The following is a 12,317-nucleotide window of genomic DNA, read 5'->3' on the forward strand; positions in this document are numbered from 1 at the left end:
GCCACCCCCCTCTGCGCTGTCCGGGTCTACAGGCCGAACGCACCGCCCTCGATGAGGATGAGCAGGCCGATGCCGATCAGGACGACCGGCAGGAGGATGTGGCCCCACCGGCTGACTCAGCTTCGCGGGAGGGCGTCGTCGACGAAGTCGGCTCCGGCGGCGATGGCGAGGTCGGGGCCGAGGGCTGCGGCCGGGGTGTGCGCGCCGGGGCGTCCCTTGCCCGCGGTGAGTTGGAGTGCCGTCTGCGCGGCTACGGCGGAGGTGAAGTCCATGGCGTCGCCGGTCCGCAGCCAGCCTTCGCGGACGGTGCCGTCGGGCCAGGTGATGACGGCATGGCCCCAGGTGTGGGGGCGCGGGCGCGGGGCGGTCTTGGCCTTGATCCTGGACATCCGGCCGATCGCGAAGGTCCGCACGGCCCGGATCCGCAGGATCGCCGACAGCAGCGGCAGGACAGCGCGCACGGCGGGCGACTCGGGGATGAGGCCGGACGTTGCTGACACTGTGAGGGCTCCGCTCACCCGGTGCGCTGCGATGAGTTCACCGGAGGGAACAGCGACCGAGGACATGCGTTCGCCGTCGGGCAGGGTCCAGTGGTGGACCTCCCCGCCGAGGCGGGTCCTGACCAACTGGCCGCCTTCGTAACGGCGTCCGCCCATCGCGAAGCCGTCCACGATGCTGGTGGCAAGGGCGGCGCCGAGCACTCCTTCCTCGACGGCGACCGAGGCGAAGGCGTCGACCCGGACCTGGCTCGGGACGGGACGGTTCGCGCACAGGCGCGCCACGATTGCCTCGGTTCCGGCGACGCCGAACCCCGCGCCGGTCACCAGGGTGCTTCCCGCCGCGATGGCCTCGTCGTGCAGGGCGAAGAGGCGGTGGAAGGCGGTCGGATCGTTGGCCTGGTCGAGGTAGTGGCCGCCGGGCATACAGGCGCGTGCGAGCAGGACGGCGCTGTTGGCGTAGTCGCCGATGGTGTTGACGACCACGGCGGGCCGCTGCCGGGTGATCTCCGCCGCCATGGCGTCCGCCCCTGATGCGACGACGATCTTCGCATCGGCGTGGAGCCCGAGGTCGGCGGCGGCCTTGCGCAGTCGACCGGCATCGCGCCCGACCAGTACGGGGACGGCACCGGCCGCCACGAGCTGTGCCGCCACGGCCCGGCCTACCCGGCCGGTGGCCCCCAGAATCCAGATATCACCCTGTGTCATAAAGCTTCCACTCTACGCTATGTCTCACTGTGTCATCACCAGGCTAACACCGATGTCACACTGAGACATCCCCATGGGTAGGATGCGGGCATGGCACGTTGGGACGCTGGAGCTGCGGAACGCCTCCGCAAGGCGGCACTGGACCTGTTCGGCGAACACGGCTACGACGCCGTGACGGTGACCCAGATCGCGGAGCGGGCGGGGCTGACCCGGCGGACCTTCCACCGGTACTTCCCGGACAAGCGGGAGATCCTCTTCGCCGGCTCCGAGCGGCTGCCACCCGCCGTGGCCAAGGCCGTGCTCGCCGCGGATCCCGAACTGGCGCCGCTGCGCGCGGCGCTGTCGGCTCTCCGCGAGGTCGGCACGGAGATCAGTGCGATGGCCACCGACGCCGGGCGGCGCAGAGCGATCATCCAGTCCAGTCCGGAGCTGCTGGAGCGCGAGCGCAGTAAGTCGGCCGATGTCACCGCCGCGCTTCAAGACGCCCTGGAACGGCGCGGAGCCACGCCTGTCGAAGCACACCTCGCCGCACGCGTGGCCGCGATCGTCTCCGAGGAGGCATTCGGTCGCTGGGCCAACGGCGAGGGGCCCTTCATCGGGTGCTTCGACGGCGCCGAGGACGCACTCCACGCAGTGCTGACCGAGGCCATCTGAGCCTGCAGGAGACGAGGCCGGCCGAGGCGCGTCGACTTCGGCAGGATGACCTCATCGAGCGTCGGCAACCGCAGGGCTGCGCCCGTGCGGGTCGCCACTCGACGGGTTGCGCTGGTGCTCATGGCTGCGAGCCGGGGGCCGCGGCGAGCTTGGTGCTCTGCCTGTTCGCATGCGGGGATCGGCCCGTTGCATGCCGAGGGCGTGGCTACGCGGTGGGGTCGGAGCTGAGGGCGGCGTCCAGCAGGTCACCGAGTTGGTCGACCTGGGCAGGCGAGAGGGCGCTGAACGAGGACTCGACGATGGCTTCGGCCACCTCCTGTCCTGCTGCGCGCAAGCGCTCGCCCTCCTGGGTGAGCCGGTGCCTGACCGCCCTGCCGGGCCCCGGGACGCGTTCGATCAGGCCGCGGTCGGCCATCCGGGCCGCGAGGGAGCCGAAGGACTGGTCGGTCTGGAAGGTCAGCACCGCCAGGTCGTGCAGTGAAGCATCCGGCTGCTGGTGCAGGTGACGAAGGGTGTCCCACTGCACGAGGGAGAGGCCGAGCGGGGCCAGGGCGCGGCTGAGCGCGCGATGGTGACGGTACTGCAGGCGCTTGATGGCCAGGGCGACCTCTGCTGGGCGGTGCTTCATAGGGGAGATCGTAACCCGGGAGAACTCAGCTTGCGTATATAAGCATCCTGATATAAGGTTGCTTATATAGCTCGTTGTGGACCCGCGAACCTCTTGAAGAGAGTTGGAGCGATGAGCGCACCCGTACCGGCCGGCACTCTCCGGCCCACCCGCACCCGCACCGTCGACGTCGAATCGGGCGGCCCGACCGAGATCACACTCCAGGACCGCGACCGCACACGGCCGTTCCTGCTCCTGCACGGCGGAGGCGGGCCGGCGACCATGGCGGGCTTCGCCGACCTGCTCGCCGAGCGGACCCACTCCCGCGTCCTGCTGCCCACCCACCCCGGCTTCAGTGGCACGCCGAAGCCCGACACGCTGACCGACGTCACCGCACTGGCCCGCGCCTACGTCGCACTGCTGGACCAACTCGATCTGCAGGACGTGACGCTGGTCGGCAATTCCTTCGGAGGCTGGCTGGCGGCCGAGATAGCCCTGCTGCGCAGCCCCCGCGTCAGCGGCGCGGTGATCATCGACGGCATCGGCATCCAGGTCGAGGATCATCCGCCGACCGACGTCACCGGCCTGACCCCGGCGCAGCTCCAGGCCCTCTCCTTCCACGATCCGAACAAGGCACCGGTTCCGCCGAACGCCGGCGGCAACGGCAGCGGTCCGAGTCCGGACGTGCGCGCCCTGATCGGCTACACCGGTCCCACGATGTCGGACCCGACGCTCGCCGGACGGCTTGGCGACCTGCACCTGCCGGTCCATGTGCTGTGGGGCGAGAGCGATCGCATCGTCACCCCCGCCTATGGGCGCGCCTACGCCGGGGCCATCCCGATGGCGACGTTCACCCTGCTCCCCCGCACCGGACACCTGCCGCAGGTCGAGACGCCCGAGGAACTGCTAGGCGCACTGCTCGACCTCGGCCGGCGATGACATCCACCCCAGGAAGGGAAAGGTCCAGCATGCGCACTGCCCTGACCGTGACCCGGATCGCTCACGCCTGCCAGCTGATCGAGATCGGGAACCTCCGGATCCTCACCGACCCGTGGTTCACCCAGAGCGCGACCTACTATCCGGGTGAGCCGCTCCACTGGACCGCCCGCGCCCTGGGCCCGATCGACGCGCTCGTGGTCAGCCACGAGCACTACGACCACTGCGACCTCGACGCCCTCGTCGCCGCGGGCTTCGACCTGACCACACCCCTGATCGGGCCCGGTACCGTCGCGACCATCGCCCGGGGAAAGGGCTTCCGCGACATCCGTGCCATCGAGGCCTGGGAGTCCACCACGGTCGCCGGCCTCACTGTGACGGCCACCCCGGGCGCTCACGGCGTCCACGAGGTCACCTTCGTGATCCAGGCCGGCGACCGCACCGTCTTCTTCGGCGGCGACTCACTGCGAGTCCCCGAAATGGACGCCATCCCGCAGCGATTCGGCCCCATCGACCTGGCGATCCTGCCGGTCAACGGCCTGTGCATCCGGCCGATGAACCTGGCTCAGGTCGTCATGAACGCCGAGGACGCCGCCGCACTCACCTCCGTGCTCCGGCCCACCCTGGCCGTGCCGCACCACTACGCTTTCCACAGCGGCAGGCTGGGCGACCAGATGATCACCAAGGCCGACCAGGATCCCCGCCACTACGCCGACGCCGTCGCCCGGATCGCCTCCGACATCGACGTCCGCCTGGTCCTACCGGGCGTCGCGGTCACCGTCCCCTGAACCCCGGACACCGCACCGAACCAACATCCGGGAACGAGCCGGCGGTCGACAGGCACACTTCATGCCCCAGATCCCCGACAGCCTCCCGCCCAGTGAAAGCCGTGCCGCTGCCGGCCCCCAAGGCCTGTTCGGAGTCGTGATCAAGTGGCAGGGCCGAGGCTGCGCATCCAGATGATTGCGCGCCCACGGCCCTACTGCCGCGCATGCCGAGTTCGGTGAGCCGGGCTGCTCGCTCGGCGGGGATCGAGGCGCGCCGGCTGTGGCTGTTGGCGGGGAAGAGACCGAGGCTGATCTGTTCGGTGCTGCCGCCGTCCAGCACGATCGGCTCCTCGTGGGGGTATCGCCGGGGTGAGCCCAAAAGGGGCCACGGGATGATCTTGAAGGCGTGATTGTCCGGCCCGTCACCCGTTCAGCTCAATGTCGTTGCGCATGGGATGTTTCCCGAACGGAACGGCGCCCGGCCGGTTCACCGCCGATGCCCAGGACGCGGAGATCCTGGCCAAACGCATTCACGAATCCGGCCCGCCGCACGCTGCGTGGGGTGCAGGCGGCTGGCGGGCCGGATGGGGGTTGTCTGTCCGCCGAGGCGGTCCCGCCGGCGTCGGAGTATGTCAGGGGCGTCCCAGGCGTAGTCCTCGTCGGACTGAGCGACAGGGACAGGGATGGGATAGACCCCAACGAGCGCGACCTGACCGTTGCTCGTAGCGTCGGAGACTGCCTCGATCGTCGTCGCCTCGGCCCTGATGAAGGCTTCCAGCGGAGAGAGGAGCTCATCAATCTCTGGAAGGCCCACGGCGGCCGCTTCCAGCGCCTGGAGAACCATCTCCGAATCCTGGGCGAGGAGCTCGACGGCGGCCTTGTTGAGGTGGATGGTGCAATGGTCTCGACCGACCAGCAGTCCACCGCCCGGCAGAACCTCGTCCTTCACGAGGCCGGGATCGAGGACCCGGTCGTCTTCGAGGAAGAGGCCGGCACCTCCAGCCGCCTCCACCCGCTTGAGCGGCCGAAGTTCGGTGAGCTGCTCACCTACGCGCGGCCGGGCGACTCCGTGCACATCTCCGAGATGTTCCGCCTCGTACGCGGCACCGGGCACATCCTCGACGTGCTCGACGTCCTGCACCGCGACCGGCTCGCCCTGCGCATCCACGACGGCGCGTTCTCCGCGATGGACCTCATCGCCCGCCACCCGCGCACCGGAGAGCTGCTGTCCACCGTGAAGTTCATGGTGCAGACCCTCGCCGCCGCCGGCGAACTCCACCGCGACCTCCAGCGCGAGCTGACCTACGACGGACTGCGCGCCGCCGAGGCCAAGGGCAGCAGAGGCGGACGCCGCCCTGCCGTGGCGGCCGCACAGACCGCCGACGTCCGCACCGCGTACCTGGAAGGCCGGTCCATCGCCGCCCGCGCCCGCGACCACAGCGTCAGCCGCGGCGCGATCCGCACAGCCGTCGCCGACCTCCTGCCCGACCACACCGCCATCGAGGAGGACTCCCCGGCACCGGAGCTGCCGGTCGCCCTCGACATGCCCGGCAAGGTCGCCGACTTCCTCCGCACCACCGAACTGGACCCGGCCGAGCGGGATGCCCTCGACCAGGGGGGACCGTACGACGCGGCCAGGGCTACACCCTGCGCGTCAGCGCCGTCCCCGCCGTGCACCTCGGACTCCTCGCCCGCTGCCAGCCCCTCGACGGCGGCCACGGCGTTCCCGCGGTCCCTGCTCAGCGCAAGGCGCGCCGCGAATACGAGAACCGCGTCAGCGCGCTCACACCAGCGGGACCATGATCACCGGCTTAGCGTTAACCGCTGTACCGATGTTCCCCTAGGCCGTATAAGTGCTCACCTGCTGGCAGCTACGGCCCGTAGTCTCTCCCACGACCCGCTGAGCCCATTGGCGACGAGCGCGTCAACCACCGCAACGGCTACCGCCCACGCGAGTGGGACACCAGAGCCGGCACCGTCGAACTGGCCATTCCCAGGCTCCGCAAGGGCAGTTACTTCCCCGCCTGGCTGCTCAAACGCCGCCGCCGGGCCGCGCAGGCCCTCATCTCGGTGGTGGCCACCGCCTACGGAAACGCCAGACGGGCCGCCTCGGCAGTCTGGGGCGGAACCTCGCCGGGAACGCGAGGGCGCAGTGACACCTCAATCACCTCGTGATCGCGCCCCACGCCAGTCCAACCCAGTATCCCGCAGCCGCGAGATCACTTGAAGACAACTGCTGACCTGCTGCGCACGGTCACCAGGGAACTCGGCCTGTCCGGCGCCGAGTTCACCGACATCGCGGGGCTGCGTCACCGGCCGAATCGGCACATCGGCTCGCGCGACACTCGGGACCGGCGCCACGCGCCACCGGCGATGAAGACGGTCGGAACAGAACGGCAGGCGCGGCAAGGTGACCGGTCGGACCACGCTACGAATCAGCGCATTGGCCCGGTGCCGTGTCGGCAGACCCAATCCCGGCGATCTCGAAGTGCTCAAGCGCCGGGACTCCCAACTTGATGCTTGCGTAGGGCTCTCCCTCTGCCGTCGGAGCGCTGGGCGTGGGCGCAAAGGCTCGCAGGGAAAGCAATCAGGCGACGCCCGCCCGCCACACCCGGGCCCTGCCGGACCCCATGTGGCGGGCCGGGCCCCGCGTCATGCCTCCGCGACCGCCTCCAGCGGGCTCAGGGCGGCTGCCCGGCGGGCCGGCACGGCGGCCGCGAGTGCGCCGATCGCGAGGGAGAGCAGGCAGATCAGCAGCAGGGTGCCCCAGGGCAGCGCCAGGGAGTACTGCCGCATCGCTCCATTTGCCAGCGCGCCGACCGCCCAGGCGCCGAACAGCCCGCCTGCCAGGCCCAGCAGAGTGCCGAACGCGGCGACGGTCACCGCTTCGAGGCGGATCATCCGCCGGATGCCGGCGCGGTCCATACCGATGGCTCGCAGCACACCGATCTCGCGGGTGCGCTCGGCGACCGACATGGCCAGGGTGTTGACCACACCGAGCGAGGCGATCACGACGCCGATGGCGAGCAGGCCGTACATCAGGGTCAGCAGATTGGCCATCGTGCCGGCGGCCTCGCGGACGAATTGCCCCCGGTTCTGCACCTTCAGCAGTGGGCTGTTGCCCACGGCGGTGCGCAGTCGCTTCTCGATGGTCTTCGAGACCGTGCCGCCGTCGGTGCGGATGAGGATGCGCTGGACGGAGCCGGGCTTGAAGCTGTTCCGCTGTACTTCGGTACGGGCGCCGAGCGCGTCCTGGGCGATGGGGTTGTCCTGGTAGACGGCCACGACGGCGTACCGCTCGAGGTCCTGGCCGCGGCCCAGGCCGGCGTTGATCGTGCTGCCCGCGCTCAGACCGTGTTCCCGCGCGATGGTGCTGGAGAGGGCGATCCGGCCCGGCCCGAGGTCCGCGAGGGAGCCGCTGGTGAGGTCGAGCTTCATCACGTCCTTCACGGTCTCGGGATCGACACCGGAGATGTTCCGGACCCCACCGCCGATGACCAGGGTGGAGCCTGCGACGGCGGTCGCGGTCCGCACCCCGGGGGTGCCGGCCACCCGTCGCACGGCGGCCGGGTCGATGCCGGTCGTGGGGGTGCGGGAGCTGATCACATAGTCGGCGCCGAGACCGGCCGCGGCCTGCCGGTCCAGGGCCTGCGAGGTGGATTCGCCGATGACGGCCAGCCCGGCCACCAGCGCGGTGCTGATCATCAGGGTGGCGGCGGTGGCCGCGGTGCGCCGTGGGTCGCGCAGGGCGTTTTCGCGGGCGAGACGGCCGGTGATCCCGAGGCGGCCGGTCAGGCGTCCGGTCAGCCGGATCACGGGGGCCGCGAGCACCGGCGCCAGCACGATCATGGCGACGACGAGGACGGCACAGCCCAGCATCGCGCTCCGCAGGTTCCCCTCCGAAGCGTCCTTCGCCCCAGTGAGCGAGATCAACTGGCCGGCGCCGAAGACCAGGAGGGCCAGGCCCGCCATGCCGCGGAGCCGGGACTGCCTGGCGGACGGCGGCTGCCCGGCCGTGCGCATCGCCTCGACGGGCGCGACCTTCGCCGCCCTTCGGGACGGCAGCCATGCGGCGAGCACGGTGACCCCCACGCCCACGCCGAGCGCCGCCGCGACGGAGCGCGGGCCGATCTCCAGCGGGCCACGGGGCAGCGGGTCCGCGCCGGTGCTCAGGATGTCGGGCAGGACACGGGCGATCCCGAGACCGAGCAGGAAGCCGGCTGCCGATGCGACGAGGCCGACCAGGAGGGCCTCCAGGAGGACCGAGCGGGACACCTGACGGCGCGAGGCGCCGATCGCCCGCAGCAGCGCGATCTCACGAGTGCGCCGGGTGACGAGCATGGTGAAGGTGTTGACGATCAGGAACGAGCCGATGAAGAGCGAGACCCCGGCGAAGACCAGCGGCAGCTTGGTATAGCCCCGGGTCAGGGTGTCCACGAGGACGCTCTGCTGGGCGGCCTGGGCGGCGCCGGTGGTGGTTTCGGCCCGGTCGGCCGGGAGTACGGCGGTGACCCGTTGGGAGAGCTCGGTCTGGCTGGTGCCGGGCGTGGCGGACAGGTCGATGCCGGTGTAGTGGCCGGGAGTGGCGAACAGCTTCTGGGCGGTCGCCTTGTCGAACAGGGTGAGGGTGCCGCCGGCGGTCACCCGGGTGTCCTTGGTGGTGACGATGCCGACGAGCCGCTTGGTCATGACCGGGCCGTCGGTGGCCAGCGTGACCAGGTCGCCGATGCGGAAGTGACCGGTGGCCGCGGTGCCGTTGTCCACGGCGAGTTCGTCGCGGTTCGCGGGAGCGCGGCCCTTGACGAGCGGGTAGCGGCCGTCCTTGCCGTCCTTGCCCGGTACATAGGCGGCGGCCAAATGCGCCCACGCCTGGTCGGCCCGCAGCGGAGTGCCGTCGGCGGCGTTGAGGGTGGCCGAACCCTCGACCGACGGGCGCACGGCGGCGACACCGGGCACAGAGGCGAGTTTCCGCACCAGCGCGTCGTCGAGCACGTCGGCCTGCCGGTCCGCGGCGGCGCCGGGCGGGGAAGGCTTCGCGGTCACGGTGGCCGCGACGCCGGCGAAGCTCTTCGACGCGGCCGCACGGTAGGCCGCGGTGGTGGAGTCGGCGAAGACAAGGGTGCCGCTGACGAACGCGACGCCCAGACAGACCGCGAGGACGGTCATCAACTGGCGGGCCTTGTGCGCCATGAGGTTGCGCACGGCTGTTCTGAGCATGGGGGACTTTCGGCAGTGTTGGGGGTACGGGCATACGCGGTGCGGCCGCCGCCGGGGAGACGGGCTCGGGGCAGCGGAGCGGGCCGGCCGGTGCGTTCAGCGGGAGCGGACGCCGGGGGTCTGCGGGTTCTCCCCGGAAAGGCGCAGCATCCGGTCCAGGACCCGGTCCGGAGTGGGCCGGGTCATCTCGTCCACCAGGCGGCCGTCGGAGAGGAAGACCACGCGGTCCGCGTGGCCGGCGGCGACGGGATCGTGGGTGACCATGACCACCGTCTGGCCCAGCTCACGCACCGAGTCGCGCAGGAAGCCGAGGACCTCCGCCCCGGCGCGGGAATCGAGGTTGCCGGTGGGCTCGTCGCCGAAGACGATCGCGGGCCGGGAGGCCAGGGCGCGGGCCACGGCGACCCGCTGCTGCTGCCCGCCGGACAGCTGGGCGGGCCGGTGGCCAAGGCGCTGGGAGAGACCGAGCATGGCGACCACGCGATCCAGCCACTGCTGGTCGGGGCGGCGTCCGGCGATGGCGAGCGGCAGTGTGATGTTCTCCAGCGCGCTCAGGGTGGGCAGCAGGTTGAACGCCTGGAAGACAAAGCCGATCCGGTCCCGGCGCAGCTTGGTGAGCTGCCGGTCGTTGAGTGTGCTCAGTTCGGTGGTGCCGATGCGGACGGAGCCGGAGCTGGGCGAGTCGAGCCCGGCGGCGCAGTGCATCAGGGTGGACTTGCCGCAGCCGGACGGGCCCATGATCGCGGTGAACTCTCCTTCCCGGAAGGCGATGCTGACCCGGTCCAGGGCGACGACCCGGGTGTCGCCGCTGCCGTAGACCTTGGAGAGGTCGGTGGTCGCGGCGGCGATTCCGTTCGTCGGGCGCGGCATGTGCGATGCAAGGGGGCCGGCGGTCACAAGGGACTCCTCTTCGGGTGCGGAAGCGTGCTTTCCGAAGGGTGGCCGGGGAACGTATCGGGGCCTGCGCCACCATGTATCGATGTCCGCGCCGGTTTGCAGCAGTTCTGCGGGGATGCGGGCGACGGGTTTTGTGGCGCGCGGACGGCCCCTGCTCATCCCTGATGCGCGGGGGCAGGGGTGCGGCGGCCCCAGGCCGGCACCGGGCCCGCAGCCGGCCGGCCGCACCGAGCCGTACAACGGCATGACGGGACCGCCCGGCGCGCCCGGGCGTGGACGTCACAGGCGCTGCCCGAGGGGCCCCGGCCGAGCGATCGGCCCGTTCCCGGGCCGTTATCGGCGTCCCGGCTTCGGCACGACGGACCGGGCCAGCATGCCGACGATCAGGAGGGTTCCGCCGAGGCACAGCCCGATCAGGCCGAGCACGCCGGCGGGCTGCCATGACTCACCCGCCATCGGGTCCGCGGTGAAGGCACCTACGATCAGCAGCACGGAGGCGAGGACGACGAGTGCGCCGACGCCCCAAATGCCCCTGAACACAATTGTCTTCGCGCGGGCGGCGACGTCGCTCCGGCTCGGCCGGGTGGGGGATGCGTTGTCAGAGGTGTTCACGGTGGTTTCCTCGGGCCTCGGGATTCATGGGTCCGTTTCAATGGCGAGTACGAAACGGTGCACTCCCAAGGGTGGCCGGGGAACGTATCGGGGCCTGCGCCACCGTGTATCGATGTCCGCGCCGCTCCGTAGCGGCTCTGCCGTGCGGGTGCGTGCGCCGGGCGGTCAGGCGGGCAGGCGCAGGGTGGCAACGGCGCCGCCGTCCGGGGCGTTGTCCAGGCGCAGCTCGGCGCCGAGAAGCCGGGCCTGGCCCAGGACGATGGTCAGGCCCAGGCCGTGGCCGGTGCCGCGTTCCGTAGCACCCGTGTGGAAGCGACGCGGGCCGTGGAGCAGCAGGTCCGCCGGGAAGCCGGGGCCGTGGTCGCGTACGACGACCGTACGGCCCTCGACGGTGACCTGTACCGGGGCCCGCCCGTGCCGGTGGGCGTTGACGACGAGGTTGCCGACGATCCGTTCCAGGCGGCGCGGGTCGGTCTCCACGGTCGTCACACCCTCCGTTCCGGCGGTGGTGACCTCGGTGTCGAAACCGGTACGGGCCACGGCCTCACGGACCACCTCGCCGAGCGGGACATGGGCACGGACCGGCTGTTCGGCGCCCGCGTCCAGCCGGGAGATCTCCAGCAGATCCTCGACCAGGCCGCGCAGATCACGCACCCGGGCCCGCAGCAGATCCTCCGTCTCGCCGGGCGGCAGCAGGTCGGCGGCGGCCAGCAGACCACCGACGGGAGTGCGCAGCTCGTGGGCCACGTCCGCGGTGAACTGGCGCTCGCTGCGCAGCCGTTGGCCGAGGCTGTCGGCCATGAGGTCAACGGTGGCGGCGATGTCGGCGACCTCGTCGCCGCCCTTGACCGGCCCGGTCCGGGCGTCGAGGTCGCCGGCGGAGATCCGGCCAGCGGTCTCGGAGACCCGCCGCAGCCGGCGGCCGACCAGCCCGGCCCCGTAGACCGCCAGCGGCACCGCCGCCGCGAGCGCGACCAGCGAGGCCACCGCCATGGTCATATCGAGCCGGCGCAGGGTGTGGAGGTCATTGCTCATATTGGCCCGGACGGCCAGCACCCGGCTGCCCGGGCCGCCGGTCCGCTGGGCGGCCCAGACACTCGGCCCCACATTTCCGTTGACGCGCCCGTCGTAGGCGGTGTGCCGGTCGCCGTCCGCCGGGTGGCGCAGCGCGGTGGGCAGTTCGGCCGGGTCGAGTTCGGCGCCGTCCGCGAGCGTTCCGGTGCGCCGGTAGACGTCCATGGCCGAGTACACGCTGTTGAACGCCTGTGCTTCGGCCCGGGAGCGGATGTCTCCCGCGGTCCACACATGCACCAGCACACCCACCGCCGCCGCGACCAGGCATGCGGTGACGGCGGCCAGCGCGGCGATCTTCCAGCGCAGGGACGCGCGGGCGGACCACAGCCGGTGGAAGAGGCGCACCGG

General features: G+C 71.3%; 10 protein-coding genes and 2 pseudogenes. 5 read left to right on the forward strand and 7 right to left on the reverse strand.

Going from position 1 to position 12,317, the window contains the following annotated elements; all coding sequences use genetic code 11:
• Nucleotides 1-116: 116 nt before the first annotated feature.
• Nucleotides 117-1,205: a saccharopine dehydrogenase family protein gene (locus CV755_RS33460; RefSeq protein WP_109284658.1), complete on the reverse strand. Its 1,089-nt coding sequence runs from the start codon at nucleotides 1,203-1,205 to the stop codon at nucleotides 117-119.
• Nucleotides 1,206-1,295: 90 nt separating this feature from the next.
• On the opposite strand from CV755_RS33460, the gene CV755_RS33465 reads away from it, so the two are divergent.
• Nucleotides 1,296-1,859 carry a TetR/AcrR family transcriptional regulator gene (locus tag CV755_RS33465; RefSeq protein ID WP_109284660.1) on the forward strand — a complete coding sequence of 188 codons (564 nt, stop codon included), beginning with the start codon at nucleotides 1,296-1,298 and terminating at the stop codon, nucleotides 1,857-1,859.
• A 205-nt stretch (nucleotides 1,860-2,064) separates the two neighbouring features.
• Here the strand turns inward: CV755_RS33465 and CV755_RS33470 are convergent, their stop codons facing one another.
• Nucleotides 2,065-2,487 (reverse strand): MarR family winged helix-turn-helix transcriptional regulator, encoded by a 423-nt coding sequence (locus CV755_RS33470; RefSeq protein WP_109284662.1) that lies wholly within the window; start codon nucleotides 2,485-2,487, stop codon nucleotides 2,065-2,067.
• A 111-nt stretch (nucleotides 2,488-2,598) separates the two neighbouring features.
• Between CV755_RS33470 and CV755_RS33475 the strand changes: the two genes are divergently transcribed.
• Both CV755_RS33475 and CV755_RS33480 read left to right on the forward strand, forming a co-directional pair.
• Nucleotides 2,599-3,405 (forward strand): alpha/beta fold hydrolase, encoded by an 807-nt coding sequence (locus CV755_RS33475; protein WP_109284664.1) that lies wholly within the window; start codon nucleotides 2,599-2,601, stop codon nucleotides 3,403-3,405.
• Nucleotides 3,406-3,434: 29 nt separating this feature from the next.
• A complete protein-coding gene (locus CV755_RS33480) occupies nucleotides 3,435-4,190 on the forward strand; it encodes an MBL fold metallo-hydrolase (RefSeq protein WP_109284666.1) in 756 nt (251 codons plus the stop codon).
• Here CV755_RS33480 and CV755_RS34425 read toward each other — a convergent pair.
• A complete protein-coding gene (locus CV755_RS34425) occupies nucleotides 4,177-4,509 on the reverse strand; it encodes a hypothetical protein (RefSeq protein WP_153068797.1) in 333 nt (110 codons plus the stop codon). The genes CV755_RS33480 and CV755_RS34425 overlap by 14 nt on opposite strands.
• 558 nt (nucleotides 4,510-5,067) lie before the next feature.
• On the opposite strand from CV755_RS34425, the pseudogene CV755_RS36545 reads away from it, so the two are divergent.
• Nucleotides 5,068-5,448, forward strand: a pseudogene (locus tag CV755_RS36545) (recombinase family protein); the annotation flags it as partial.
• Between the two features lie 638 nt (nucleotides 5,449-6,086).
• A pseudogene (locus tag CV755_RS33495) lies at nucleotides 6,087-6,257 on the forward strand (transposase); the annotation flags it as partial.
• A gap of 564 nt (nucleotides 6,258-6,821) precedes the next feature.
• Here the strand turns inward: CV755_RS33495 and CV755_RS33500 are convergent.
• From CV755_RS33500 to CV755_RS33515, 4 genes are all read right to left on the reverse strand, one after another.
• Nucleotides 6,822-9,386 (reverse strand): ABC transporter permease, encoded by a 2,565-nt coding sequence (locus tag CV755_RS33500; protein WP_109284670.1) that lies wholly within the window; start codon nucleotides 9,384-9,386, stop codon nucleotides 6,822-6,824.
• A gap of 96 nt (nucleotides 9,387-9,482) precedes the next feature.
• Nucleotides 9,483-10,256, reverse strand: coding sequence for an ABC transporter ATP-binding protein (locus tag CV755_RS33505; RefSeq protein WP_109284671.1), 774 nt, complete (start codon nucleotides 10,254-10,256; stop codon nucleotides 9,483-9,485).
• 360 nt (nucleotides 10,257-10,616) lie between these two features.
• A complete protein-coding gene (locus tag CV755_RS33510) occupies nucleotides 10,617-10,895 on the reverse strand; it encodes a hypothetical protein (protein ID WP_109284674.1) in 279 nt (92 codons plus the stop codon).
• Between the two features lie 165 nt (nucleotides 10,896-11,060).
• Nucleotides 11,061-12,314, reverse strand: coding sequence for a sensor histidine kinase (locus CV755_RS33515; RefSeq protein WP_241561553.1), 1,254 nt, complete (start codon nucleotides 12,312-12,314; stop codon nucleotides 11,061-11,063).
• Nucleotides 12,315-12,317: the final 3 nt, after the last annotated feature.

This window comes from Streptomyces orinoci, from assembly GCF_003121295.1.
In the GTDB taxonomy this organism is placed as follows: domain Bacteria; phylum Actinomycetota; class Actinomycetes; order Streptomycetales; family Streptomycetaceae; genus Streptomyces; species Streptomyces orinoci.

What these genes read in the sequence shown, in the direction of transcription:
- CV755_RS33460 (WP_109284658.1), bottom strand. Translation starts at nt 1,205, where the DNA reads ATGACACAGGGTGATATCTGGATTCTGGGGGCCACCGGCCGGGTAGGC.
- CV755_RS33465 (WP_109284660.1), top strand. Translation starts at nt 1,296, where the DNA reads ATGGCACGTTGGGACGCTGGAGCTGCGGAACGCCTCCGCAAGGCGGCA.
- CV755_RS33470 (WP_109284662.1), bottom strand. Translation starts at nt 2,487, where the DNA reads ATGAAGCACCGCCCAGCAGAGGTCGCCCTGGCCATCAAGCGCCTGCAG.
- CV755_RS33475 (WP_109284664.1), top strand. Translation starts at nt 2,599, where the DNA reads ATGAGCGCACCCGTACCGGCCGGCACTCTCCGGCCCACCCGCACCCGC.
- CV755_RS33480 (WP_109284666.1), top strand. Translation starts at nt 3,435, where the DNA reads ATGCGCACTGCCCTGACCGTGACCCGGATCGCTCACGCCTGCCAGCTG.
- CV755_RS33500 (WP_109284670.1), bottom strand. Translation starts at nt 9,386, where the DNA reads ATGCTCAGAACAGCCGTGCGCAACCTCATGGCGCACAAGGCCCGCCAG.
- CV755_RS33505 (WP_109284671.1), bottom strand. Translation starts at nt 10,256, where the DNA reads ATGCCGCGCCCGACGAACGGAATCGCCGCCGCGACCACCGACCTCTCC.